General features: G+C 55.1%; 16 protein-coding genes and 17 tRNA genes. 9 read left to right on the top strand and 24 right to left on the bottom strand.

Features of this window, described 5'->3' with window-relative positions; all coding sequences use genetic code 11:
• Positions 1–3 precede the first annotated feature (3 nt).
• Positions 4–2,454 (top strand): penicillin-binding protein 1B, encoded by a 2,451-nt coding sequence (mrcB, locus tag C9I92_RS18405; protein WP_248827394.1) that lies wholly within the window; start codon positions 4–6, stop codon positions 2,452–2,454.
• Between the two features lie 146 nt (positions 2,455–2,600).
• Here mrcB and C9I92_RS18400 read toward each other — a convergent pair whose 3' ends face one another.
• The 12 genes from C9I92_RS18400 to C9I92_RS18345 all read right to left on the bottom strand — a co-directional run bounded on the left by C9I92_RS18400 (position 2,601) and on the right by C9I92_RS18345 (position 7,293).
• Positions 2,601–3,857 (bottom strand): cyclic di-GMP phosphodiesterase, encoded by a 1,257-nt coding sequence (locus tag C9I92_RS18400; RefSeq protein WP_047886911.1) that lies wholly within the window; start codon positions 3,855–3,857, stop codon positions 2,601–2,603.
• A gap of 236 nt (positions 3,858–4,093) precedes the next feature.
• Positions 4,094–4,169: transfer RNA gene (locus C9I92_RS18395), tRNA-Thr, on the bottom strand.
• Positions 4,170–4,217: 48 nt separating this feature from the next.
• Positions 4,218–4,293: transfer RNA gene (locus C9I92_RS18390), tRNA-Asn, on the bottom strand.
• A 43-nt stretch (positions 4,294–4,336) separates the two neighbouring features.
• A tRNA-Phe gene (locus C9I92_RS18385) sits at positions 4,337–4,412 on the bottom strand.
• Between the two features lie 32 nt (positions 4,413–4,444).
• Positions 4,445–4,520 (bottom strand) — tRNA-Thr (locus C9I92_RS18380).
• Between the two features lie 43 nt (positions 4,521–4,563).
• Positions 4,564–4,639: transfer RNA gene (locus tag C9I92_RS18375), tRNA-Asn, on the bottom strand.
• A gap of 43 nt (positions 4,640–4,682) precedes the next feature.
• Positions 4,683–4,758, bottom strand: a tRNA-Phe gene (locus C9I92_RS18370).
• Positions 4,759–4,790: 32 nt separating this feature from the next.
• Positions 4,791–4,866, bottom strand: a tRNA-Thr gene (locus tag C9I92_RS18365).
• Positions 4,867–4,909: 43 nt separating this feature from the next.
• Positions 4,910–4,985, bottom strand: a tRNA-Asn gene (locus C9I92_RS18360).
• 49 nt (positions 4,986–5,034) lie between these two features.
• Positions 5,035–5,110 (bottom strand) — tRNA-Phe (locus C9I92_RS18355).
• 147 nt (positions 5,111–5,257) lie between these two features.
• Positions 5,258–5,884, bottom strand: a complete 627-nt coding sequence (locus C9I92_RS18350) for a glutathione S-transferase family protein (RefSeq protein WP_047887870.1) — start codon at positions 5,882–5,884, stop codon at positions 5,258–5,260.
• Positions 5,885–5,964: 80 nt separating this feature from the next.
• Positions 5,965–7,293, bottom strand: coding sequence for a lytic polysaccharide monooxygenase (locus tag C9I92_RS18345; RefSeq protein WP_047887871.1), 1,329 nt, complete (start codon positions 7,291–7,293; stop codon positions 5,965–5,967).
• Between the two features lie 511 nt (positions 7,294–7,804).
• Here C9I92_RS18345 and C9I92_RS18340 point away from each other — a divergent pair.
• From C9I92_RS18340 to C9I92_RS18320, 5 genes are all read left to right on the top strand, one after another.
• On the top strand, positions 7,805–10,009 hold the full coding sequence (locus C9I92_RS18340) for a prolyl oligopeptidase family serine peptidase (RefSeq protein WP_053061961.1): 2,205 nt from the start codon (positions 7,805–7,807) through the stop codon (positions 10,007–10,009).
• A gap of 110 nt (positions 10,010–10,119) precedes the next feature.
• Entirely contained in the window at positions 10,120–12,264 is a 2,145-nt protein-coding gene (locus C9I92_RS18335) for a TonB-dependent hemoglobin/transferrin/lactoferrin family receptor (RefSeq protein ID WP_047887872.1), read from the top strand.
• Between the two features lie 11 nt (positions 12,265–12,275).
• Positions 12,276–14,597: a proprotein convertase P-domain-containing protein gene (locus C9I92_RS18330; protein WP_047887873.1), complete on the top strand. Its 2,322-nt coding sequence runs from the start codon at positions 12,276–12,278 to the stop codon at positions 14,595–14,597.
• Between the two features lie 16 nt (positions 14,598–14,613).
• A complete protein-coding gene (locus tag C9I92_RS18325; protein WP_053061962.1) occupies positions 14,614–16,083 on the top strand; it encodes an Lcl C-terminal domain-containing protein in 1,470 nt (489 codons plus the stop codon).
• A 10-nt stretch (positions 16,084–16,093) separates the two neighbouring features.
• Positions 16,094–16,657 (top strand): Lcl C-terminal domain-containing protein, encoded by a 564-nt coding sequence (locus C9I92_RS18320; RefSeq protein ID WP_053061963.1) that lies wholly within the window; start codon positions 16,094–16,096, stop codon positions 16,655–16,657.
• Between the two features lie 249 nt (positions 16,658–16,906).
• Here the strand turns inward: C9I92_RS18320 and C9I92_RS18315 are convergent.
• From C9I92_RS18315 to mutY, 11 genes are all read right to left on the bottom strand, one after another.
• Positions 16,907–16,982: transfer RNA gene (locus C9I92_RS18315), tRNA-Asn, on the bottom strand.
• Positions 16,983–17,025: 43 nt separating this feature from the next.
• A tRNA-Phe gene (locus tag C9I92_RS18310) sits at positions 17,026–17,101 on the bottom strand.
• A gap of 32 nt (positions 17,102–17,133) precedes the next feature.
• A tRNA-Thr gene (locus C9I92_RS18305) sits at positions 17,134–17,209 on the bottom strand.
• A 43-nt stretch (positions 17,210–17,252) separates the two neighbouring features.
• A tRNA-Asn gene (locus tag C9I92_RS18300) sits at positions 17,253–17,328 on the bottom strand.
• 43 nt (positions 17,329–17,371) lie between these two features.
• Positions 17,372–17,447 (bottom strand) — tRNA-Phe (locus tag C9I92_RS18295).
• Between the two features lie 32 nt (positions 17,448–17,479).
• Positions 17,480–17,555: transfer RNA gene (locus tag C9I92_RS18290), tRNA-Thr, on the bottom strand.
• A 43-nt stretch (positions 17,556–17,598) separates the two neighbouring features.
• A tRNA-Asn gene (locus C9I92_RS18285) sits at positions 17,599–17,674 on the bottom strand.
• 49 nt (positions 17,675–17,723) lie between these two features.
• Positions 17,724–17,799: transfer RNA gene (locus C9I92_RS18280), tRNA-Phe, on the bottom strand.
• 129 nt (positions 17,800–17,928) lie between these two features.
• The gene (gene mltC / locus C9I92_RS18275; protein ID WP_047887456.1) at positions 17,929–19,062 is read right to left on the bottom strand and encodes a membrane-bound lytic murein transglycosylase MltC; all 1,134 of its coding nucleotides are present in this window, start codon (positions 19,060–19,062) and stop codon (positions 17,929–17,931) included.
• Positions 19,063–19,177: 115 nt separating this feature from the next.
• The gene (locus tag C9I92_RS18270; protein ID WP_047887455.1) at positions 19,178–19,450 is read right to left on the bottom strand and encodes an oxidative damage protection protein; all 273 of its coding nucleotides are present in this window, start codon (positions 19,448–19,450) and stop codon (positions 19,178–19,180) included.
• Positions 19,451–19,516: 66 nt separating this feature from the next.
• Positions 19,517–20,584 (bottom strand): A/G-specific adenine glycosylase, encoded by a 1,068-nt coding sequence (gene mutY / locus C9I92_RS18265; protein WP_047887454.1) that lies wholly within the window; start codon positions 20,582–20,584, stop codon positions 19,517–19,519.
• Positions 20,585–20,746: 162 nt separating this feature from the next.
• Between mutY and trmB the strand changes: the two genes are divergently transcribed.
• The 3 genes from trmB to C9I92_RS18250 all read left to right on the top strand — a co-directional run bounded on the left by trmB (position 20,747) and on the right by C9I92_RS18250 (position 23,158).
• On the top strand, positions 20,747–21,484 hold the full coding sequence (gene trmB / locus C9I92_RS18260) for a tRNA (guanosine(46)-N7)-methyltransferase TrmB (protein WP_047887453.1): 738 nt from the start codon (positions 20,747–20,749) through the stop codon (positions 21,482–21,484).
• 94 nt (positions 21,485–21,578) lie between these two features.
• On the top strand, positions 21,579–22,499 hold the full coding sequence (gene glsB / locus C9I92_RS18255) for a glutaminase B (protein ID WP_047887452.1): 921 nt from the start codon (positions 21,579–21,581) through the stop codon (positions 22,497–22,499).
• Between the two features lie 209 nt (positions 22,500–22,708).
• Positions 22,709–23,158 (top strand): hypothetical protein, encoded by a 450-nt coding sequence (locus tag C9I92_RS18250; RefSeq protein WP_146149707.1) that lies wholly within the window; start codon positions 22,709–22,711, stop codon positions 23,156–23,158.
• A gap of 68 nt (positions 23,159–23,226) precedes the next feature.
• On the opposite strand, the gene hemW is transcribed toward C9I92_RS18250, so the two are convergent.
• Positions 23,227–24,393 carry a radical SAM family heme chaperone HemW gene (hemW, locus tag C9I92_RS18245; RefSeq protein ID WP_047887451.1) on the bottom strand — a complete coding sequence of 389 codons (1,167 nt, stop codon included), beginning with the start codon at positions 24,391–24,393 and terminating at the stop codon, positions 23,227–23,229.
• Position 24,394 lies beyond the last annotated feature (1 nt).

Raw genomic sequence — 24,394 nt, 5'->3', positions numbered from 1 at the left:
ATAATGATGAAAATGTTGCCTGTCCGCCAAGCGGCACCAGCTTCCCAGAAACCCGAATCGGGCAAAGGGGACGGGAAAAGAGGGGACGGGAAAAAAGCCCCTGTTCGCCGCAAGTCGACCACGGCGAAAAAGCGCCCGACGAAGACTACGCGGAAGCGCAAAAGCACCAAGAAATCACCGGGATCGGGCTTGCCGTCCTGGCTGAAATGGCTGCTGGCGTTTGGGGTCAAAGTTGCGATTGCGGTCCTCGCCGTGCTGGTAGTGGTCGGGATTTATCTCGATACCATTGTCCGCGATAAGTTCGAGGGCCAGCTCTGGAACCTGCCTGCCGTAGTCTACGGGCGGGTGCTGGACCTGCAGCCGGGCCAGGCGATTTCGCTCAATGAAGTGCGGCGCGAGCTGGATTTGTTGCAGTACCATAAGGTGCGAACACCGCAGCGAATCGGCGAGTACTCATCGTCGTCTACCCGGATTGAACTGATCCGCCGCCCGTTTGAGTTTGATGACGGCCCGGAAGGGGCGCGTCACATCATGCTGACTTTTGACGGCAACGAGCTCAAGCAGATCGAAGAAGCCGAGACCAAGCGTGCGCTGGGCTTTCTGCGGATCGAGCCGAAAATGCTGGGAATGCTCGGGACCAATGAAGCAGAACAGCGGATGTTCATGCCGCGCGAGCAGTTCCCGGAAGTGCTGGTGGATGCCCTGCTGGTAACAGAAGATCGCGACTTTTATCACCACGACGGCGTTTCTCCGCTGGCGATCATCCGTGCTATGGCGGTGAACCTGCGTGCCGGCCGGACCGTGCAGGGTGGCAGTACCCTGACTCAGCAGTTGGCTAAGAATATCTTCCTGACCCGTGAGCGAACCTTGTGGCGTAAGCTCAGTGAGGCCTATATCGCGGTGATTATCGATTACCGCTACAGCAAAGATCGTATCCTCGAAGCGTACCTGAATGAAATCTACCTAGGCCAGAACGGCTCACAGGAAGTGCACGGATTTGCGCTTGGGGCACGCTTGTACTTTGGCCGTCCGCTGCAGGAGTTGCGTATCGATCAGCAGGCACTGCTGGTGGCGATGGCAAAAGGGCCGTCTTATTACAACCCGTGGCGTAATCCGGAGCGGGCCCGCCAGCGCCGGGATCTGGTTCTGCGCCTGATGATGGACAATGGGATCCTCGACGGCGCTCAGTATGAACAGGCCGCTTCCCGTCCGCTTGATGTGCAGGACAGGCCGATGATTTCCAGTCGCCAGCCAGCGTATTTCCAGCAGTTGCAACGTGAACTGCAGGATAAGGTCGGTGATAAATTTACCCCGGGCGTGGGGCTGCGGGTATTCAGTACCCTGGATCCACTGTCTCAGCAGGAAGCGGAACAGTCAGTGCTCAGCATGGTGCCGCAGCTAAGCAAGAAGGCCGGACTCAGTGTTGAGACGGCTCTGGTGGCAGCTGATCGCCACAGCGGGGAAATCCGTGCCATGATTGGTGGCAGCCGACCGGGTTATGCCGGATTTAACCGGGCACTGGATGCCAGCCGTCAGATTGGCTCGCTGGTGAAACCGGCAGTTTACCTTGCGGCGTTACGCCATCCGGAAAAGTTCTCACTGGCGACCACGATTGATGACAAGCCGATTGCCCTCAAGGGCAGCAATGGTAACCAGTGGAAGCCGCGCAATTATGACCGCCGCTTCCGGGGGGAAGTGCCGCTTTATTACGCTCTGGCCAAGTCGCTCAATGTGCCGACGGTCAATCTCGGGATGAAGGTCGGACTGGATGAAGTGATCGATACCATGGTCGAGCTGGGCGTCAAGCGGGATGAAATTCCCCGTCTGCCGTCGATTCTGCTGGGCGCGTTCACTCTGTCGCCGCTGGAAGTGACCCAGATGTACCAGTCGGTTGCCAGTGGCGGTCGCCGTGCTGAGCTGACTGCGCTGCGCAGTGTGGTGGATCTCAATGGCAGCGTCCTGTACCGGGCGATTCCCAAAGCGCGTCAGGCGGTGCCGGAGCAGGCAGCGTGGCTGACGACGTATGGCATGAAGAATGTTGTGTCACAAGGTACCGCACGATTCCTTCAGCCGCAGTTTGGCTGGGCGGCCCTGGCCGGTAAGACCGGGACGACAGACAAGGCGCGTGACAGCTGGTATGTCGGGATCGACGGACGGGAAGTGGTGACGGTGTGGATGGGACGCGATGATAACAAACCGGTCAACCTGACTGGCTCGGCCGGTGCCCTGCGTCTGTACAGTGACTACCTGCAACGGCGTCAGCCTGAGCCGCTGCGTCTGGCCTGGCCGCAGAAGCTGACAACAGCCAAGTTTAATCAGCTGCCAAATGGCACACTGGTGCGCGACTGTGGCGGCAAGCACTCTTTGCCGATGTGGGACAAGGACGGTTCGGTGAAAGCATACTGTGACCGGAAGCAACCGGCTGGCTGGATTAAAGACATGTTCAGCTGGTAGCGCTTTGTCGAGTACCCGACTGCAAAAGCAGACTGCAGCAAAAGGATCCTGAAGTAAAAGGATCCTGCAGAAAAGGGATTCGCTTACTCGTTCCCACTTCGAAATCCCCCGGTTACCGGGGGATTTTTTTATCCATGCGGTAACGATCAGTCGTCCGGGTCGAAATAATAGGAAATTCGCACCCGCGGGTTGAGGTAGGTATAGATCTTTTCCGGCAGTTTGTTCGGGGCGATTGCCTGCTCAATCCGCAGATCACTGCCTTCCAGCTCAATAATCGGGGCTTCATTGGATGGAACGGTCGGATCGTACAGCAGCACATTGGGGTACAGCAGGCTGTCCGTGTTCACGGAAATCACCAGCCCCAGCTGCTGATTCGACAACTGTACCACGCTGCCGGGAGGATAAACGCCAAGTAGGCGGATCAGCAAAGCCAGATAGTCATTGTTGTACGCCTCTTTCTTGTGTTTAAACAAGTAGGAGAGGGCGCTGTACGGAATTCTGGCTCGGGCCGGGTCCTGCGGGTGGCAAAGATTGTCATACGCGTTCACCACGGCGACCAGCTGCGCCATCGGCGTAATCTGATCGCCTTGCAACTGCTTGGGATAACCACTGCCGTCCAGCAGTTCATGATGCTGAGCAAGAATCGATTTAGCGTCTTCCGGAAAGTCTGCAGTCAGGTTGGCCAGATCGGTGCTGTAGCGGGTGTGCATCCGCAGATAGTTTTCTTCCGGCTCGGTCAATGGCGTGGTTTTGCGCAGGATTGCCGTCGGAATTTTCAGTTTACCCATGTCGTGGAATAGCGCACCCATGGCAATGGTTTTGATATCTTCGTGCGCCATGCCACACGAACGTGCCAGCATCATCGACAGAACGGCCACGTTCAGTGAATGGCAGTAGATATCCTCGTTCTCCTTGCCTTCATTCATCAGGTGCAGTGCCACGTTGTCGGACTCCAGCAAGGCATCGACCATTTCCTCTACCAGCATTTCAGCTTCGCGAATTGCGGTGACCGGGCGGCTTTTGATTTTGCCGGTGATCGAGCGCAGCTGCGCCATGGAGCGATTGAAGTTTTTCTCGCAACGTTGCAGCTTGCGTTTGTAATTCTTCAGCCGGGCGATGCGTCCCTGTTTCTCTTGCCAGAGCTTTTCGGCCTGTTGTTCGAGAAACTTGCTTTCCTGTGAGCTGATGACTTCCTGTTCGGTTTCCGGTTCCAGAGGCGGATTGTCACTTTTTTCCGGGATCAGATAGACATAGCGGATACCCAGATTCCGGATCAGGCGAATCTGCTGTTGGTCTTTGATTTTGAAGTGATTCAGCAGAAAAGGATGGTCTGTCCATTGCAAGGGGAGCTTAACATATAGACCTTCGGTTAAGCGCTCTACTGAAAGTTTGATACTGGCCATATGTCAGCTCAACCTGTTGTTTTTATTCTTACTCATGAGGTCGTCCAAGACCTGAAACACAAATCCAGACACAGTGCATGGCGGTGGTCTGGGAAAAAGTACCGGCCGGTTAAGTAACTGACTGGTAATAGAGGCTTTTTATTGTAACCATAATTGAGTAAACACCCAATATGAAAGGCGGAGAGTAGTGAACAACAGGCGAAAAAAAACCTCATCATGTGATGAGGTTTCAAAGATGGTGCCGACTACCGGAATCGAACTGGTGACCTACTGATTACAAGTCAGTTGCTCTACCTACTGAGCTAAGTCGGCAATTTATTCTTATTATTCGAGATTAAGCGGTGAAGCTTAAACTGAAAGTGGCTCCCCCTGCTGGACTTGAACCAGCGACATACGGATTAACAGTCCGCCGTTCTACCGACTGAACTAAGGGGGAATTGTTTGCTATCGGACGCAATAATCACGCATCTGATGAAATATGGTGCCTCGAGGCGGAATCGAACCACCGACACGAGGATTTTCAATCCTCTGCTCTACCGACTGAGCTATCGAGGCAAAAGTAAAGCATTGCTTTACTTTGCAAATAATGGTGCCGACTACCGGAATCGAACTGGTGACCTACTGATTACAAGTCAGTTGCTCTACCTACTGAGCTAAGTCGGCACACGTTATTTCTTGTCCATCAGGATTAACCTGAGTGGAAATTTGGCTCCCCCTGCTGGACTTGAACCAGCGACATACGGATTAACAGTCCGCCGTTCTACCGACTGAACTAAGGGGGAATTGTTTGCTATCGGACGCGATAATCACGCATCTGATGAAATATGGTGCCTCGAGGCGGAATCGAACCACCGACACGAGGATTTTCAATCCTCTGCTCTACCGACTGAGCTATCGAGGCAAAAGTAAAGCGTTGCTTTACTTTGCAAATAATGGTGCCGACTACCGGAATCGAACTGGTGACCTACTGATTACAAGTCAGTTGCTCTACCTACTGAGCTAAGTCGGCACACGTTATTTTTTGTCCATCAGGGTAAACCTGATTGGAAATTTGGCTCCCCCTGCTGGACTTGAACCAGCGACATACGGATTAACAGTCCGCCGTTCTACCGACTGAACTAAGGGGGAATCAACTTTTTACGTTATGTTGCTACCAGAGCACCACAATCAAAATTCATGGTGCCTCGAGGCGGAATCGAACCACCGACACGAGGATTTTCAATCCTCTGCTCTACCGACTGAGCTATCGAGGCAACGGGGCGCATTAAATAGTTTTTGCCGCTGTGCGTCAATGGTTTTTTCTGAAATCCAAACCAAAATGGCTTTTTTTGTTCTGATTGCTGTGTTTTTAAACTTTTCGCCGTCAGGACGGTGCTCTGTGATACGCAATTCTTGCCGTTTCAGGTGTTACCAAGGGCGCGGGTTTCCCGCTCAAGCGCCCGGGAAAGAGCAGGACGTCGGCTGACATACTGGCGGTATTTTTCCAGCTTCAAAGGCAGTTTCTGATCAAATTTGACGGCCCAGTTGAGGGTGTGTGCCAACAGAATATCGGCGACGGTAGGGAAATGGCCAAACAAGTACCCCTGCTCCGGGATTCGTGCCTCGGCCGTTTGCAGGGCTTTCTTGAATTCCCAGCTGGCGACGGGGAGCATTTCCGGCAGGCGGATCGATTCCGGCAGGGCAAAACGGTGTTTTCCCATGGACCACAGTGGCTGCTCCAGTTCGGTAATGATAAAGCTGGTCCATTCATGGTGAGTGGCAGACTCAGCCGTGCCGGGCTCTGGCAGCCAGTGATGGCCATAACGCTCGGCCAGGTAAAAGCAAATGGCGGCCGATTCCGTGACCACGGTATCGCCGTCAATCAGACAGGGGACTTTCCCCTGCGGGTTGAGTGCCAGAAACTGGCTGGAGCGGTGCTCGCTTTTATTAAAGTCAACCAGATGGTACTGCCAGTCGACACCCAGTTCTTCCAGTAGCCAGGAAACACGTAGTGAGCGAGTACGGGGATAGCCATAGAGTGTAATCATTCGTCATCCTTGAAACGTGACCAGGGGATGTCATTAAAGTTAGCTCAAAAAACACCGCCCGGCAGTGCCGGGCGGGAGGCTTATTGTTGTTGCCATGGGCCGCCTGAGGTGGGCTGATCCCCCTGCGTCCACCATCTGGCTTTATAGGACTGGCCGGAAAAGGTCACGATGGTACCTGCCTGATAGGCTTGACCGGTCTGCCACGCCGGGATGCTGTCGTTGTGTTGGGCTTCCCACACGGCTGACTGACCGGGATGTTCGCCTTTGGTCCACCATTTGGCCACATATGTCACCCCCTCATACACCACGCTGTCACCGGTATTGTAGACACGGCTGGCTTCCCAGGTCGTTGTCTCACCCGGCAGTGTTGGCGGGATCGGCTCTTCAGCCTTCACCTCCAGCCGGAAGGTGTAACCGGACTGCTGGAGGTACACCTGATTGGCATACAGATCGGCAGGATCAAAGGCGATCGTGCGGTCTGTGCCCTCGCGTCCGATCCGGCCACTGTCACTGGCGTGGCGATTAACGATGTCTGCCAGAGCGGCTGCCCACACTGCTTCATCCTGATTAGCCACTGTAATTGCCATTTTTTCAAAGAGTTGCTCTTGGCCTTGGGCATTGAAGATGCGGAACCACACGGTATCACCGGCACTGGCATCGGTGGTGGCTTTCAACAGCGGACCGGCTGATGTCCAGATTGGTGCGGGCACTTCCGGCTGGGCAGGCCCTTCACCAAATGAGATATCACTGCAGTTATAGAAGCCTTCACCGGCTGGGTCATGGCGCTGCCAGCGGGAATAAAGCACGGCATCGCCCAGACGGTCTGTCGGCAGGGTAATGGTGATTTCATAGTATTTCAGGCCGTTGATCGTGGTCACCGGGACATCACCGGCCTGATCGACCAGCGTCAGATCGGCCCAGGTCAGTGGCTGGCTGGCAGCGTCAAAGCCTGGCTTGGTGAGGTAAAACTGCCAGAAACTGGGGTTGTGTGGGGTTTCTGCACGGTAGCGAAGGGTCAGCTGACCATGAGTGTCGAGGGTTATCGGGGTTTTTTGCCAGTCAGGGGAGGGAATGTCCATCCCGGCTTTTTTCTTGTCGGCGGCTGAACACAGGCTGCCGTCAGGAATGGCCAGTTCGACGGCGGCCTGATTCTGATAGTCAGAGACCAGACGGGCGAACTCCGGCTGCTGGACGAAGGGATACCAGCCCGACTGAATAAAAGCCGCGCGGCAGGCAGCATTTGGGATCTGGGAACCGTCACTGGCTCCCCAGTATCCGCCGTCCAAATGGCAGACGTGCTGACGGGCCGGGGGATATTCCATGTAACCGTGGCTAAAGGCTTGTGGGGCAATGCTGAGCGCGAGCAGGCCTGCGGTACTGGCCAGCCCGAGAGAATTGAGTTTGCGCATGACGATCTCCGTTGTAGTTGCTCAAGGTGTGAGGGCAAGGTGTCACTGTGTGGATGTCGCTCAATATGTGTGTGCTTGCAATGAGAAGGGACAGGGTTTGCGGTCGGCTTCTAGGCCGGAAATGAATGTTTTCATCTGCCTCACCGGAAATGAGATGCGCCTTCGGATGTTTTCGTGTGTTTTTTAGCCATGTGGTAAAGGGATGTTCACCTTGTTGCGTGATCAACATCACAAAATGTCGTTATCACAATTAGGTTGATGATATTGATAATTGATCTCATTTTCATTTGGTCGCATGATTGCGGCCACTTTACGGGTAGAATTTTGCTCTGCCTTTTCTTCTCTGGCCGGATAGTGCTGTGTTAAATGAACGCCTAAGTCTCATTTAAGACTGGATTTTTGCGGCGTTTGGTTTTTGTCTCTGGCGAGTTCGAACGCAATCGCGATGGAATTGAGCGCTTTGTTTGCTGAATGCCGGGGTTGGTTGCGGTGCGTTGCCATGGTCATGAGCATGGCCATAGCCAAGTGGTGTGGTGGTGTGGTGGTGAAAATGAAAACCGGAATGCGGACATTGATTGGAATGCTGATCATTGTCGGCTGCGTGCAGGTAAAGGCCGCAGATTCTGATGTTCGCGTTGTGACGGATACGACAGGCACAATACCCCTGAAAGGCGGGCCAGCAGACCCCACCTACCAGTGGCTGCGTGATGACAGCCGCCAGTCGCTGGCGGTGCGTCATTTTCTGGAGCAGGAGAACAGGCATACCGAGCAGGTTTTGCTGGAGCAGGCGAGTCTGGAGCAGACGTTGCTGACCGAATGGCAAGCCAGAACTAAACAGCCTGCGGAGCAGCCGTGGAGCCTACAAGGCCGTTTTGAATACCGCCTGGAGGCGGGGCATGCGATTGTGCGCCGGGAGGCGGGTTCCGCGCAGGCGCCACAAATTCTGGTGGATCTGGCGCAACGTGCGGCTACATCGGCGTATTACCAGCTTGGCAACTGGTCGGTCAGTCCGGACCATCGTTATGTGGCATTGGCTGAGGACCGGCGCGGCGATCGTCACCACAGGATCACGCTGCTGGATACCCATACTGCACGGATGATCGACACACCGCTACAGCAAGCGGCGACGGATCTGGTCTGGGCCAGTGACAGCCGGTCTTTATATTGGATCGCAAACGAGCGTGAGACCTACCGGCCTTACCGTGTGATGCGCTGGGATCTGGGGGCAAAGCAACAGCAGGAAGTGTATCGTGAGCCGGATCCTGCCTGGCTGGTGTCGCTATACCGCACTAGCGACACCGGTTTGGCGATCATTCAAAGCAACAGTCATAACGCCAGCGAACAGTTTCTGTTGGATCTGACTACTGGCCACCGTGGTACGCCGCTGCGTCCGCGTCAGGCCGGGATGGAATACTACGCAGATGTGCGCCACGGTCGCATGTACCTGTCGAGTAACTTGCACGGCGAGTTTGCCTTGTATCAGCGCAAGCTGGAATCAGTCACCCTCAACAGGAATGACGGAGATGAAGAGTCGGCCGGACCGACCGCCCAGGACTGGCAGCTTATCTGGCAGCCCGCGGTCGGTGAAGAGATCCGCAATTGGTATCTCTACCCTCAGCACATTGTGATCGAGACAGCCGTGCAGCAACACCATGATGTGGTGCTGCTGGATTATCAGGGGCGGGCGTGTTTCCGGCAGCGCATAACGCCGGAAGGCGGCGTGGCTTGGGTGTCAGGCAGCAAAACCCCGCACGATACCAAAGTGTGGATCCGTCGTATGTCGCTGTCTCAGCCCGCGCAATGGCTGACGCTGGATCTGGCCAGTGTGTCGCGGCCAGTGGTTCCGGGAGAGTCGGCGCTGCAACTGCGTCTCGAAGCCGAAGACCATTATGCCGGGCTTGATCCCCGTCTGTATCGCAGTGAGCAGATCGTGGTGCACCATGATGGTGTCGCCGTGCCTGTCTCGCTGGTTTATCGGGCGGATGCCCTCACACCGACCTCCGCAGTCGTGTTGTACGGGTACGGCGCTTACGGAACGCCGATGCGGCCATATTTTATGCCACAGATTCTTAGCCTGCTGGATCGCGGTATGGTTTATGCCATCGCTCATGTACGAGGCGGTGGTTATCTTGGGGAAGAGTGGTATCGGCAGGGGCGTGGCACCCTCAAACAGAATGGCATTGATGATTTTCGCGCGGTGGCCCAGACACTACGGCATTACCAGACTGGTCGGCAACGTCCGGTTCTGGCAATCGGCGGCAGTGCCGGTGGCACACTGGTGGCGGCCGCATTGAACCAGGCTCCGGCGCTGTTCCGTGCAGCGGTACTCCAGGTGCCTTTCTTGGACGTAGTCGCGACCATGTCGGATCCGGCTTTGCCGCTGACCCGACAGGAATACGCCGAGTGGGGCAACCCGGCCGATCCTGAGCAACGCCGTGCCATGCAGGCGTACAGCCCGCTCGACAACATTCAGCCGCAGGCGTATCCGCCGATGCTGGTCAGTGCCGGGCTGTATGACAGTCAGGTGCCGTACTGGGAAGCGGCCAGATGGGTCGCCAGAGTTCGCGAGCTGAGCCTGACGAAAGCGCATTATCTGCTGAGTACCAACATGCAGGGCGGGCACCAGCAGGACAGCCGTAAGGCGGCCGGACAGCAGGCGCGGGAGTATGCCTTTTTGATCCGTCAGGCGGCAAAAGCCGCGCCACACGCGCAGTAAAACACGTTTATCCCTTTATTTGCTTATCTGGCTGCCCTGGCAGCCGGAGGGGGCTGTTTTGTCCCATTTTTCTGTTTATCCACGATATTGAATTCACCTGGAGAACCACCATGCAGTTGAAGCCTGTCCCTCTGGCTCTGATGTCGATTTTTGGCTTGTCAGGCCCGGTTATCGCCGCCGGGGACGTTGTTGAGATCGCCCCTGTGATCGTTACCGCCAATAAAATTGAGCAGCCGCTGTCACAAACACAGGGGTCAGTCGCTGTGCTGACCAGTCAGGACATTGAGCGGGAAGGCGCCACTGAGCTGTATGACGCGCTCAGCAATGAGCCGGGAGTGAGCGTAACCGGGGGAGCCGGCCGACCGCAGAACATCGTGATCCGCGGTATGACGGGGAACCGGATTGCGGTGGTGAAAGACGGTGTGCGGGTCGCCGACGGCTATGGCGCAAATGACATTAACGATGTCGCCGGTCGCAACAGTTTCGATCTGGGCGATATCCGGCAGGTGGAAGTGGTCAAAGGGGCGGGCTCATCTTTGTACGGCTCGGGCGCGATCGGCGGTGTGGTTGTCCTGACGTCCAAATCACCGCAGGACTATCTGGGCAAAGAGGACGGTTACCTCAGTGCTGAGGCCGGTTTTGCCGGGATCAGCGACAAGTACACCACCACGGTCACGGCAGCCAAGCGTCTGGGCGACACGGAGCACCTGGCGCGGGTCAGTTACTGGAACGGCAATGAAACCAAAAATTTTGCTGAGGATCTGTACCTGCGTGATATCGAGGGGTACAGCGCGGCGTTGACCAGCGAATGGTTCATGACGGATGCCTGGCTGCTGACCGGAAAGATCAACGTGTTCCGCGAAGAGATGATCCGTAACGAAGGGATACCGCCGGTTCAGGAAGACGGCAATGGCTGGTATTCCAAGTCTTTCCACGAAGAAGCCGTGACACGGTCAGTGGAAGGTCGGATGGGCGCTGAATGGGAAGGTGACAGCCTGCTCGCGGATACTGCGGCTTTCAACATCTATTACCGCCGGACCGAGAGTCGGGATGATCTGGACGTTGCAATGAGCCGCCAGAGCCACCAAGATCTGGAGTATAAACGTCGTCTGAATGATTCCCGTCAGTTTACCGATACCCTTTACGGTAGTTCGGCGACGATGCAGAAGCAGTTTGAGACCGGTGCGGTCAGGCACAATCTGGCATGGGGGGTAGAGCTGGAGTGGCTGGAGCATGAACGCCCGATCAATAAGACCGTGAGTGACTCGAATGGCGTCAATACCAAAGTGTACAGCCCATTTGCGGGAGCCACGACGCAGCGGGGCGGTGCGTATCTGCATGACGTGATCGAGCTGGGCCAGTGGCGTGTTACCCCCGGTCTGCGCGTTGACTATCAACGGGTAACGGCAACGGATGCCAAGGATATCGGTGGTTTCTCGCTACATGATGCGACCAGCAGCGAGGTCTCTCCAAGCCTGTCAGTCGGATACCTGTGGACCGACACTTTCAACACCTACCTGAGCTATACCCATGGCTTCCGGGCGCCATCGTATGACAAAGCCTACGGTTACGTGCCGCATTTCAGCAGTGGCCTGAACAACTTCGTCATTATCCCTAACGCTGATCTGAAGGCGGAAACCAGCGATAACCTTGAGCTGGGGGCGAAGTACGATGACGGTGCGCTGTCGTTGTATGGCGCGGTGTTTTATTCCCGTTTCGATGATTTCATCGGCCATAAGACCGTCAACTGGGATGATGAACTGAAAGCATCACAGGTGCAGTACGTCAATCTGGACGGAGTGAAAACCTATGGTGCCGAGCTGACGGCCGGTTACTGGTTTAACAACCACTATCAGTTGGTGAGCAAGCTGGGGATTGTGGATGGGGAAGATGATAACGGTGAGCCGATCCGTTCGCTGACTCCTCTGGAAGGCAATACCCAGCTGAATTATCACAGCGACAAGCTGAATGCATTCGTGCGGGCGAATTATGCCGGCGCCATGAGCCGGACACCGACCTGTCAGGACAGCGCTAAGGTGGAACAGGAGTGCGCCACCACGTCCGGCTGGCTGACTATGGATCTGGGCGTCGGGTATCACTTCACGCCGGATTTGCGAGTCAACCTGACCGTGCACAACGTGCTGGACGATGAATATACCCGATACCAGGATGTGGCCGGTCTCGCCAAGAGCAACACGCTCTATTCCTCTGAACCGGGGCGCTATTTCAACGTAAATGCCCGATACAGTTTCTAGGAGATGCCGTGATGAGAACCTTTTTCCTTGCGGCAGCCGTTGCAGCCAGTTACCCGGCCTGGGCCAATGACGCTCAACCGCACCTGATTTACCCGACAGAGACGCCGGTCATTCTCAATGCAGAAGATGCCCTGCGTCTGGCACAGCGCCGTTTTCCCCACACGGAAACCCTGGTGCATCGCTACACCCGCACCAGCCTGCTGGGGACTCATTATAACTTTGTACAGCACAACAGCGCCGATCAGCCATGCGTTGGCGCCCTTGTTGTCACCACTGATCAACAAGGGCAGCTGTACCGGATTTTCAACAATCTGATTGACGATCCGGACGGCTGTGAACTGAATCTGCCGTTGCCGCCACGAGCACATCAGCTGGTGGCACCGCCGACCGGAGAGCCGGTGACGGCCTCAATGCGGGTGTTCGATCCGGATCCGCGTACTGCAACCGGTGAGGCCCTTGAAGCGCAAGCAAGCAGCTCTGCGGATGAGGAAAGCCAGGGCAACCTGGAAGGGATCGCGATCCCGGCGCACGCCTACCATCAGGCTGACGGGGTCGAAGTGACCCGGCAGGACGGCAGGCTGTATCTTGCCAACAGCCGGGTGATGGCCGTTGACCTGACGGAGCTAGCCAGCGAGGCGCAGACGCCGCTGCAAGGGCTGATCTCGGTCACTGAGAATGAAGATTTCCTGTTTAACCGTGAGCAAGCGGCATTTCGTGACGTTAATGCTTTTTTTCATCTTGATCACTCGCTGCAGTATCTGAATCAGCTCGGTTTTAGCGGGGAGAGGGCGCTGTTTAGCGCACCGCTGAAAGTGGATGCTCAGGGGGAATCGGGCAACAGCTCGACCTACCTGACGGATATCGGCGTCCTGACGATGGGGATCGGCGGGATCCCGGACAGTGAAGACGCGGATATTGTGCTGCATGAGCTGGGCCACGCGATCAACCATCAGCTGGTGCCGGACTGGAAAGACGGTGACAGTGACGGGATGGGCGAAGGATTCGGGGATTACTGGGCCGGTGCTTACAGCTTCTGGGCCCAGCGCGATCGGGCTGACAAGTTTGAGCTGGATGTGTTTGCCAACTGGGACGGGTTGTCTGGTGTGCTCAAATCGCAGCGCTCACTCAATGATCAGGAGGCCCGTTATTTTCCGGCGTTTGATTATCGAGCCCATGTCTCGGTAATGGGGACGCTGAGCGATCAGCTGTGGTCAACGCCGCTGTTCCAGACCCTGAAGCAAGCTGTGGCGCAGTACGGTGAACCCGCATTCGATGAGTTTAACCGGATTGTGCTCGAAGGAATGGCGGGCATGGGGTACGGCGTGAAGATGTATGACCTGGCGCAATCGACCGTGGATGCTGCCAACCGCCTGTATCCGGAAAAAGCCTACGCCCGTTTGCTGATCGCGCAATTTCAGTATCACCAAATCCTGCAGGATGACGTGGTTGTCGCGCAGCGCTCCACACTAGTGAGCAGCGAGGAGGGGCACACGGCGGTGTTGCCGGTGTCACTGGCAAACGTCAGCGGGCAGCCACTGGTCAGCTACCGCGCCGAGTTGTCGCTGCCTTCGCTTGGCTGGCGGCAGGTGATTGAGCGGGAACATATTCCGACGGATGCGAGCGAGGCGCTGGCACTGGATATCCCGCTGCCTTTCGGGTTGCAGTGCGGCAGCCCTCTGGTGCTGGACGCCGATATCAGGGTCAGCAAAAACGCCGATCAGCAACCTCTAAACCTGCACCAGCAGCTCTCGTTTATTTATGGGCAACCTGTCTTTGCCTTGCCGCTGCAGACACTTAATCGGCCTCTGACCGATGCCCGGCTGTCAGCGCAAAACGACAAGTTACTGCTGGGCGAAGATTTCTTTGTCATGACGGTGCCGATGACGGTACCAGGGGAAAGCAGCGTGGTTGACGATCACTTTGCGATTTATCTGGATCTCGCCCACCCGCAGTTTACCGATCTGAAAGTGGTGGTGCGAACCCCGTCGGGACGCAGCCTCACGCTGTTGGATTATCAGCACAAGCCTGTTGCTCAGCATGAACAGCTTTTCACCCTGGCCAATACCCCGGAGCTGGAGAACTGGCTGGGCGAGCCGCTGAGCGGCAACTGGACGCTGGAGGTGACCGATCGGGTTGCCGGTCACCAGGGCCAGATTCACCGCTGGGGGATTGGACCTGTAACCACGTTCCGCTGCCCGGAAGCGGACAAAAAAGAAAGTAAAGAGCCCACACCGGCGGCATCAGGTTCCTCCGGTGGCAGTGTCGGACTGTACAGCCTGCTGGCTGGCCTGGTTCTGGCCGGGGTACGACGCAAGGCCAGACATCATCGATAACGACAGAGAGATTTTTATGAAAACAATGCAATTTGCGTTACTGCCGGTTGCCATCACCTTCGCCCTGGCGGGATGTGGTGGTTCGGGTGGTGGCAGCAGTCATGACAGCAACCAGAGCGGGAAAGATCATGGCGCGCCGACCTACGAGGTAGCTGGTGTGCTGCCATCAGCGGTGCTATCAGCACCGTTCACCGCTTGTGCGGATTTTAACCGCAACTGGGAGTGCGACAGTAACGAGCCAACTGTCCGTTCGGAACAACCGACGTTTACGCTGGTAAGCACAGATATCAAAGTGAAGGCGTCACCGCTGCTGGTGAAGGCAACTTTGAACCAGGCCACGGACCATGCCGGAGCGGCGGTGCTGCTGGTTACTCCGGCGGTGGGCGAGCGGCAGTCTAATCCGGTGAACGGCATTACAACCCTGGTAATGGGCGAGATGCTGATGGGCAGTCACAAAGAGCAGGCTATCGCCTCGGTGGCTGCCAGTCTCACCGCGTTGGGGCTGACGCCACCGGCTGATTTACTCGGAAACAGCGATGATGCGGCATTGGCGGAACTGGATGAGCAGCTGGTGACAGTGCTGGCGAAAATGGCGATGCGTACGGAGCCTTACGACAAACTGGTCGGCAATGTGGCCAAGGGGCTGGCGATGTACGGCCGGGATATTCTGGCCGGTACTCTGACAGAAGCGCAGTATGACGAGCTGGCGAGGCTGGGGGTTACTGCCGGTCAGACCCTTAATGATACCGGTTTGAGCCGGCATTTGAATCTGGCGACGGGGCAGATGACCGCAGAACCGGATCCGGGGGCGCCGGGACAGGATGCCAGTTATGGTCTGGATGTGACGGATGGCGGTTTTCAGTTCACCAAGCTGGACAGCAAGGGGCAGCCATTGCCCGTCAGCAGTACAACCTGGCAGTGCGTCAGAGATGAGCGTACCGGACTGATCTGGGAGCATAAAGCTGATGACGCACGTTCCTACCGCGATAAAAACCGGATGTTTGCGTTTGAGACCGCCAGCCATCAACCGCACCAGAAAGAGATCGCGGCGGCTTCATGTCAGACCGATGGTGTGAGTGTGTGTACAACGCAGGAATATGTCACCCGGCTGAACCAAGACAACGTCTGTGGTAAGAGCAACTGGCGCCTGCCCACGCTCAACGAGCAGTACGACCTGCTGGATTTTGGTGAAACGGCGAAGGATGAACACGGTAACGTATACGGCCTGGACGTGGCCTATTTTGATGATCTGGTAACAGGGGCTGGTGATTTGCCATACAGCATTTACTGGTCAGCAACAACCATTCACTCCGATCCGTCTTACACCAGTGGCAGGCAGATTCCGTTGTTATCGCAAATGTCCCTGATAGAAGACCAGACAATGCTGGGGGATATTAATGCTGGCTACTCAGTGTGTGACGCTGGCCAGACGGATGATGAATGCTCGTCGCCGACTGTGATTCTGGCTCGTATGGTTGCTGAATAGGAAATTGAATATGATGAAGAAAACGTTGATTGTACTGTCCTCTTTCCTCGCTGTCGCCGGACAGGCCAGTGCAGCCATGCAGTCTTGTTATACCGATGAGCCGGGGAGTGCGGCAGATATCCGTTTTCAGGATAACCGCAATGGTACGGTAACCGATTTAAAAACCCGCCAGGTTTGGCGTCGTTGCTTGGTTGGCACCACCTGGAATCAGGCAGACCAACGCTGTGAAGGCGAACCGACCGGATTTAAATGGAAAGCGGCGTTGTTCCATACTGAATACAATGAGCGAAATACTCAGTATGGCGGTTTGAATAACTGGCGTATCCCCAATATCAAAGAACTGGTTAGCCTGCGTGAAGTGGCCTGTATTGCACCGGCGGTCAACCTCAAGGCGTTCCCAAGCTTTATCAATACAGATAATGATAAGTGGGATCCCAAGCGAACCGTATGGTCAGCAACGCCGAATCAGACGAGTCAGGAAATTGCCACATTTGGCCTAAGTGAGGGGCTGGTGGTGCACTACGGTTTTCAGGATTATGAACTGGGTGTGTTGTTGGTCAGCGACGGTCAATAAAGACGGGCAATAAACAACGAGTAAGCCGCAGCAATACGCTGCGGTTTTTTTTGTTCTCTGGCGTTGGCTCTCTTTCGCCATTTATATTTATGATTTCTAGCTTCTTCCTGAGACGTCTTTCTCTGGGGTATTCAATTGTGTGGAGACGGCTGCAACTGGGGGAGGAGAGGTGGGCAGAAGTGAGGATATCACTGAGTGGTTGTTAACAGGCATAAAAAAAGCCTCGTCCGAAGACAAGGCTTTTTAAAGTGGCTCCCCCTGCTGGACTTGAACCAGCGACATACGGATTAACAGTCCGCCGTTCTACCGACTGAACTAAGGGGGAATTGTTTGTTATCGGACGCGATAATCACGCATCTGATGAAATATGGTGCCTCGAGGCGGAATCGAACCACCGACACGAGGATTTTCAATCCTCTGCTCTACCGACTGAGCTATCGAGGCAAAAGTAAAGCAGTGCTTTACTTTGCAAATAATGGTGCCGACTACCGGAATCGAACTGGTGACCTACTGATTACAAGTCAGTTGCTCTACCTACTGAGCTAAGTCGGCACACGTTATTTTTTGTCCATCAGGATAAACCTGAGTGGAAATTTGGCTCCCCCTGCTGGACTTGAACCAGCGACATACGGATTAACAGTCCGCCGTTCTACCGACTGAACTAAGGGGGAATTGTTTGCTATCGGACGCGATAATTACACATCTGATGAAATATGGTGCCTCGAGGCGGAATCGAACCACCGACACGAGGATTTTCAATCCTCTGCTCTACCGACTGAGCTATCGAGGCAAAAGTAAAGCGTTGCTTTACTTTGCAAATAATGGTGCCGACTACCGGAATCGAACTGGTGACCTACTGATTACAAGTCAGTTGCTCTACCTACTGAGCTAAGTCGGCACACGTTATTTTTTGTCCATCAGGGTAAACCTGATTGGAAATTTGGCTCCCCCTGCTGGACTTGAACCAGCGACATACGGATTAACAGTCCGCCGTTCTACCGACTGAACTAAGGGGGAATCAACTTTTTACGTTATGTTGCTACCAGAGCACCACAATCAAAATTCATGGTGCCTCGAGGCGGAATCGAACCACCGACACGAGGATTTTCAATCCTCTGCTCTACCGACTGAGCTATCGAGGCAACGGAGCGCTATTAAACGGGTTTTCACTCTTTTCGTCAACCTCTTTTTCAGAAAATTTTGTGTTTATGTTTTGTTTGGTTGTTTTCTGAACGTTGTGGCCGATTTGTTGCTATTTCCTTGTCTATTAATCAAATTTTTCCTTGATTGAACTCTTTCTGAAAGCGCGTCACTTTCTGTAAATACCGTCTGGCTTCGGCTTTGGGATGCTTGTTGGTCAGTGCCCAATAAACCTGATTGGGTTGCAGGCGGTTTAAGTCGTTCATCGCCCGTTGCCGATCGCGGTGGAACGTATTTAAGACACCGCCGGTACCACCGTTATAGGCGGAAATCATGCTGTAATGGAGCGACAGGGGATCGTTGACCGCTTTCAGGTACCGGGTTTTCAGCAGGTAAAAATAGGCCGTGCCGGTATCAATGTTTTTCGCCGGATCAAACAAATAGGCCGGGGTGGGTTTGCCCGATTTGTTCTTGACCAGCTTGAAGACATCAGCGCCTGCGGTATTCGGTACAACCTGCATCAGGCCATAAGCATTGGCATGGCTGACAGCATAGGGGTTGAAACTGCTTTCAGTTTTGATGATGGCGTAGATCAGATCTTCGGCAATGCCATAGCGGCGAGAGGCATCGCGAACTATGCTCGCGTACTTGTAACCGCGCTGATTGACGTGATCCGCGACCATCGGAATTTCCACATAGTAGACCTGATGAAAGCGCTCGGATCGTTTCTGCAGTTTGGCGTCGATCAGGTAGTCAGCAAAACGGTTCGCGCGCCAGCTCCATTCGATCGGTTTGCCTTCCTGATCGAGGATCTGGCCATAAAGGAATGGCTTTCCGTGCAGATCAATGGCGGAATCGGAGTACAGATCGACCCCGGCAGGATCATCCGGAGTCAGCAGGGTCGTTGCAATAGCGTCTTTCAGATGGCGGGTTGGATCTGTTTTGGCCACGGTTTCGACGATAACCACGCCGCGCTCAAAATCAACATGGGCCCGGCTCTGGTAGCCGTCGGTATATTTGACGTACTGACGCTTACTGGCGATGAGTGAATCATTGTCACCCCAATGGCGTTTGACCTGGCCACTGAACGAGTTGATCAAGCGGTCCAGAGCCGCCTCGTCCTTGGTGAACTGGCCGGGCAGCGGAGCCAGATTTTTAGCAAACCGGTTTGTGGTGGTGTAGTCGACGTCGTAAATTTTCTCGACAAACTCCCGGCTACAGCCGCTTAACAGCAGGACAGACAGAATTAGCGCGCGTACTTTCATGACACCCTGAAAATAAAAATGGCACCATTTGGAGATGCAAATGATGCCATTATCAATATGTTAGCGATGTTTGGCGAGCGAAAATGCCCGCCAAGGGCTTCAAATGTGACGCGATTTACTCGCTTGGCGGAGTGTAACCGTCGATGATCACATCCTGGCCTTCAAACAGAAACTTCACCATCTCAGTTTCCAGCAGCTTACGGTGCTCCGGATCCATCATGTTCAGCTTCTTCTCGTTGATCAGCATAGTTTGCTTGCCTTGCCACTCGGCCCAGGCTTCTTTCGAGATGTTGTCGAAAATACGCTTGCCCAGTTCGCCCGGGTACAGTTGGAAATCCAGGCCATCCGCTTCTTTCTTCAGGCGGGCGCAAAATACAGTACGGCTCATCGGGAAGCTCCTTAGTTAAACCTTTTTGAATTCGTCGCTCTTTATACCAGAGTGCAGCGACAGCATCTAGTTTTGCTGCCTGAGCTCGTAGCGCAGGCTTTCCAATATCTGTTGCACCGGTGCCGCCAAGCCGATTTCGGCGGGGTGATTCAGGTTATACCACTGGCCGTGATGCGCTTCGCTGACCATGTCAGGCAGTTGCGACAGGTGCATGCGAACCGGGACGATATCCAGGTGATAGTGACTGAAAGTGTGGCGGAAAGCGTGCAGTTGCTCGCTGGCACTGATCAGCGTGGTTTGCTGGCCTAAGCGCTGATAGACGATCTCATTCAGCTCATCGCTGTCATGCTGCGGGAAACACCACAACCCGCCCCAGATACCCGCCGGAGGACGTTTCTCCAGCCATACCTGTTCGCCATGCTGAAGAATGGCAAACCAGGCCTGTTTTTCAGGCAGGGTTTTCTTGGGCTTTTTGCCCGGAAAATCAGCCTGACGTCCCTGAACTTTAGCCTGACAAAGGTGCGCGACCGGGCACAGCTCACATTTGGGCTTGCTGCGGGTACAAATCATCGCCCCCATGTCCATCATCGCCTGGTTATAGCGTTCGACACCCGCCGCCGGCGTGTTGGCTTCCGCAATTTCCCACAGGCGATTCTCAACCGGTTTTTTGCCCGGCCAGCCTTCTACCGCGTAACAGCGGGCGAGGGTGCGCTTGACGTTGCCATCGAGGATCGGATGGTGCTGCTTGAGTGACAGTGATAACACGGCCCCGGCGGTAGAGCGTCCGACACCGGGAAGTGCCATCACGTCTTCCAGCGTGGTCGGGAATTGGCCCTGATGGTGGTCAACGATATGCTTTGCGGCTTTGTGCAGGTTACGCGCCCGGGCGTAGTAACCCAGCCCCGTCCACAGGTGCAGCACTTCGTCCTGCTCTGCCGCCGCCAGATCGGCTACCGTCGGGAAGCGTTCGAGAAAGCGTTCAAAATAGGGAATGACCGTCGCTACCTGAGTCTGCTGGAGCATGATCTCCGACAGCCACACTTTATACGGGGTCTTATTCTGTTGCCAGGGCAGGGTCTTCCGGCCGAATTTGTCATACCACGTTAAAATGGCATCTGAGAAGGTTTTAGTCACAGTTTCAAGCTCACTTTACTGACAGGCATGTTGGTCTGCCTTATTTTGAGCGTGATTGCACCACAAAGTCAGGTCGGCCGCAAACGATAGACTTGCACTTGCGCGATATCTTTGGATAATGCCGACGCTTAGTTTCTTTTCAGTTCTAGTGTAGGTAATACGATGAGCAAAGTTTCAAAAACCTCAGGCGAAGTCACCGTGTCTGAATTTAACGAAGACGGCAAGCTGATACGCAAAGTTCGTAGCTTTGTTCGTCGTGAAGGTCGACTGACAAAAGGGCAGGAGACGGCGCTGGAAACCAACTGGTCAGCAATGGGTATTGATTTTGCCAAGCAAATGCTGGACTGGAAAGAAGTCTACCACCGTGAAGCGCCAGTTGTACTGGAGATCGGTTTTGGTATGGGCGCATCGCTGGTAGAAATGGCGAAGAACGCACCGGAAAAGAACTTCATCGGCATTGAAGTGCACAGCCCGGGCGTGGGCGCATGCCTGATGGGTGCAGAAGAAGCGGGTCTGACTAACTTGCGCGTGATGTGTCACGATGCAGTAGAAGTGTTTGATTACATGATTCCGGACGGCAGCCTGGATACCGTTCAGCTGTTCTTCCCTGACCCATGGCACAAAGCTCGTCACCACAAGCGTCGTATCGTTCAGCCTGAGTTCGTTGAAATGGTGCGTAAAAAGCTGAAAATTGGTGGCATCTTCCACATGGCGACGGACTGGGAAAACTATGCCGAGCATATGGTGGAAGTGATGAACGTTGCGCCGGGTTACCGCAATACGGCAACCGATGGCGATTACATTCCGCGTCCGGAAGATCGCCCGCTGACCAAATTTGAAGCCCGTGGCCACCGTCTGGGTCACGGTGTGTGGGATATGAAGTTCGCGCGCACCGAATAAGCCGTAGAATGCTATTCCCGCCCGATAGTAGCGGGCGTACAATGATGAAAGAAGCCAACCTCGGGTTGGCTTTTTTAGCCTTGGAGAACCTGTAATGAAGCCTACTGAGCAGTTGCTTGATGAAATTCTGGATGAAGTTCGGCCGTTGATTGGTCAGGGGAAAGTGGCGGATTATATTCCGGCGCTGGCCGAGGTACCGGCGAATAAGCTGGGCATCGCGGTGTGTTATAACGACGGGGAAATTATCCAGGCAGGCGACAGTGAAGAAGGTTTTTCAATTCAGTCAATCTCTAAGGTGCTGAGCCTGACGCTGGCCATGACCCTGTACGAGCCGGAGGAAATCTGGCGCCGGGTCGGTAAAGAGCCGTCCGGTCATGCGTTTAACTCCATGATTCAGCTGGAGCTGGAAAACGGCATTCCGCGTAATCCTTTCATTAATGCCGGTGCCCTAGTGGTGTCGGATTTGCTGCACAGCCGCTTGTCGGCGCCACAATACCGCATGTTGGAGCTGGTACGCAGCCTGGCGCAGAACCCCTGCATTGTGTACGACAAGGTGGTGGCCAATTCGGAGATGCAGCACAGCGATCGCAACGCTTCGATTGCCTATCTGATGCGCTCGTTTGGTAACTTTGACAATGAAGTGATGCCGGTACTGACCAACTATTTCAGTTATTGTGCGCTGAAGATGAGTTGTGTCGATCTGGCGCGAACGTTCAGCTATCTTGCCAACAAAGGGCTTCCTTTAGGCGCAAAAAAAACGATCATCACCCAGACTCAGAGTAAGCAGATCAATGCGCTGCTGGCGACCTGTGGACTGTACGACGGCGCAGGTGAGTTTGCGTACCGGGTCGGGATGCCGGGTAAATCCGGGGTCGGCGGCGGGATCATTGCGGTGGTGCCGGGCGAGATGACGATTGCTGTGTGGTCGCCGGAGCTGGATCCATCCGGCAACTCGCTGGCCGGAACGGCGGCACTGGAGCTTCTGGCCGAACGGATTGGCCGTTCTATTTTCTGAGTTCAGTCACCTTGGCTGAACCTGCTTGGGGGATGCCTATGCTGTGTCTGAAACACGTCTGTTGTTCTGTTAACCAGCCTGAAAACCTGCGGCATGGACTGTCGCGCCGCGGGCTCTGTCTTTATCCTGTTTTCTCAGTTTTTGCATCGACTTTGGGCTCCTTCAGCCGCTGTGCTGAATTGCGTCCTGTTGCGGGTGTAAGAGCTGGCTTGGCTGTGGTATCGCTGGTACTGGCTTTGTTTTCTGTTCCTGCAACGGCTCAGGGCGCAGAGGCGCTGGAAGACAGTCGCCAACCTGCTCTGAAGAGCAAGGTTGAGGACAAGAGCAACCCCCCGCTTTGTCAGTTGCAGTGGCACAATCCCGTCAGCCTGCAGGACGACAACCTGACTCTCGAACTGGGTGGGGAAACCTTCAAGATCACATCCACTGGCCAGCTCTATTTTGGCATCCATCCGGTTAAACTGAATCCGCAGCAAACGACGGTACTGGCTGAGTATCACCGACTGATGCAGGATGATTTGCCGTTTGTTCTGTCGCATTCGCAGCTGATAGACGACGAGCTGTGCACGCGGGTAGCGGCCAGACAAGCCAAAGAAGGGGAAATTCAGTCACTGATTCCGGCGCTCAGGCGCTGGCAGAGTGTTTCGCTCGGGGAGTAACAGAGCGGGCATTGCAGCTGAGCACACGCATCAGCTGCAATGATCCAGCGAAAAGTCCCTGAAAGGGATTACGCGTCGTCTTCGTCGTCGACAAAAGCGGCGAGCAGATCATTGAGGAACAGTTTTCCTTGTTCCGTGATTTGCCAGCTGTCGCCGTGATCCGCCAGATAGTTTTTCTCCAGCGCCCACTCAATCGGTCCGGCAATGCTGGCCAGCGGCAGGCCGGTTCGCTCTACATAATCTTGTTTCGGGCACGCTTCAAGCAGCCGGAAACGGTTCATAAAGAACTCAAAGGGACGCTCGCCGGCGGCAACCTGAGTCTCCTGATCCAGGTATGGCTTGGCCGGATTCAGGTAGCCGCGCGGGTGCTTCACCTTGACCGTACGGGTAATCGTGCCGTCAGGGAAACTGATCTTCCCGTGGGCCCCGCAGCCAATCCCCAGATAGTCACCAAAGCGCCAGTAATTGAGGTTGTGGCGGCACTGCACGCCCGGCTTGCTGTAGCCGGAAATCTCATATTGCACATAGCCGGCTTCGCGCAGCAACTCATGGCCCTGCTCGAAGATATCCCACAGCTCATCATCATCCGGCAGTACCGGAGGCTTGGAGTAGAACAGGGTGTTCGGCTCAATGGTCAGCTGATACCACGACAGGTGCGGCGGGTTGAGTGCGATCGCCTGGCGCAGATCCGACAGGGCGTCTTCGACACTCTGATCCGGCAGGCCGTGCATCAAATCGATGTTGAAGCTGTTGAGCCCGGCCTCTTCGGCCAGCCCTGCCGCCCGAATGGCTTCCTGGCTGCCGTGAATGCGACCCAGGCGTTTGAGCTTCTCATCCTGAAAACTCTGCACCCCGATAGAAATGCGGTTGACTCCCGCTTGGCGGTAGGCCGTAAACCGTCCGGCTTCCACCGTCCCCGGGTTGGCTTCCATGGTGATTTCAATGTCGTCACTGAACGGAATGCGCGCTTTAACCGCCTCAAGTAACCGGCCGATTTCAGCCGGTGCGATCAGGCTTGGCGTGCCGCCACCAATGAAGATCGAATGCAGCGGGCGCGTACTGTGCTCCAGCCCGTATGCGGCCAGATCTGTGTCCAGATCGTCGATCAGGGCGTCAATGTAATCCAGCTCCGGAATGTCAGCCTTGAGGGCGTGGGAGTTGAAATCACAGTACGGGCATTTCTGCACACACCATGGAATGTGGATGTACAGGCTCAGTGGCGGTGGAACAAGCATA

The sequence above is a fragment of the Photobacterium ganghwense genome (assembly GCF_003025595.1).
GTDB classification, from domain to species: domain Bacteria; phylum Pseudomonadota; class Gammaproteobacteria; order Enterobacterales; family Vibrionaceae; genus Photobacterium; species Photobacterium ganghwense.
This window is presented reverse-complemented; position numbering and strand designations above follow the sequence as displayed.

What these genes read in the sequence shown, in the direction of transcription:
- C9I92_RS18335 (WP_047887872.1), top strand. Translation starts at nt 10,120, where the DNA reads ATGCAGTTGAAGCCTGTCCCTCTGGCTCTGATGTCGATTTTTGGCTTG.
- mrcB (WP_248827394.1), top strand. Translation starts at nt 4, where the DNA reads ATGATGAAAATGTTGCCTGTCCGCCAAGCGGCACCAGCTTCCCAGAAA.
- C9I92_RS18400 (WP_047886911.1), bottom strand. Translation starts at nt 3,857, where the DNA reads ATGGCCAGTATCAAACTTTCAGTAGAGCGCTTAACCGAAGGTCTATAT.
- C9I92_RS18345 (WP_047887871.1), bottom strand. Translation starts at nt 7,293, where the DNA reads ATGCGCAAACTCAATTCTCTCGGGCTGGCCAGTACCGCAGGCCTGCTC.
- C9I92_RS18325 (WP_053061962.1), top strand. Translation starts at nt 14,614, where the DNA reads ATGAAAACAATGCAATTTGCGTTACTGCCGGTTGCCATCACCTTCGCC.
- C9I92_RS18330 (WP_047887873.1), top strand. Translation starts at nt 12,276, where the DNA reads ATGAGAACCTTTTTCCTTGCGGCAGCCGTTGCAGCCAGTTACCCGGCC.
- C9I92_RS18350 (WP_047887870.1), bottom strand. Translation starts at nt 5,884, where the DNA reads ATGATTACACTCTATGGCTATCCCCGTACTCGCTCACTACGTGTTTCC.
- mltC (WP_047887456.1), bottom strand. Translation starts at nt 19,062, where the DNA reads ATGAAAGTACGCGCGCTAATTCTGTCTGTCCTGCTGTTAAGCGGCTGT.
- C9I92_RS18340 (WP_053061961.1), top strand. Translation starts at nt 7,805, where the DNA reads ATGGCCATAGCCAAGTGGTGTGGTGGTGTGGTGGTGAAAATGAAAACC.
- C9I92_RS18320 (WP_053061963.1), top strand. Translation starts at nt 16,094, where the DNA reads ATGATGAAGAAAACGTTGATTGTACTGTCCTCTTTCCTCGCTGTCGCC.
- glsB (WP_047887452.1), top strand. Translation starts at nt 21,579, where the DNA reads ATGAAGCCTACTGAGCAGTTGCTTGATGAAATTCTGGATGAAGTTCGG.
- trmB (WP_047887453.1), top strand. Translation starts at nt 20,747, where the DNA reads ATGAGCAAAGTTTCAAAAACCTCAGGCGAAGTCACCGTGTCTGAATTT.
- C9I92_RS18270 (WP_047887455.1), bottom strand. Translation starts at nt 19,450, where the DNA reads ATGAGCCGTACTGTATTTTGCGCCCGCCTGAAGAAAGAAGCGGATGGC.
- hemW (WP_047887451.1), bottom strand. Translation starts at nt 24,393, where the DNA reads ATGCTTGTTCCACCGCCACTGAGCCTGTACATCCACATTCCATGGTGT.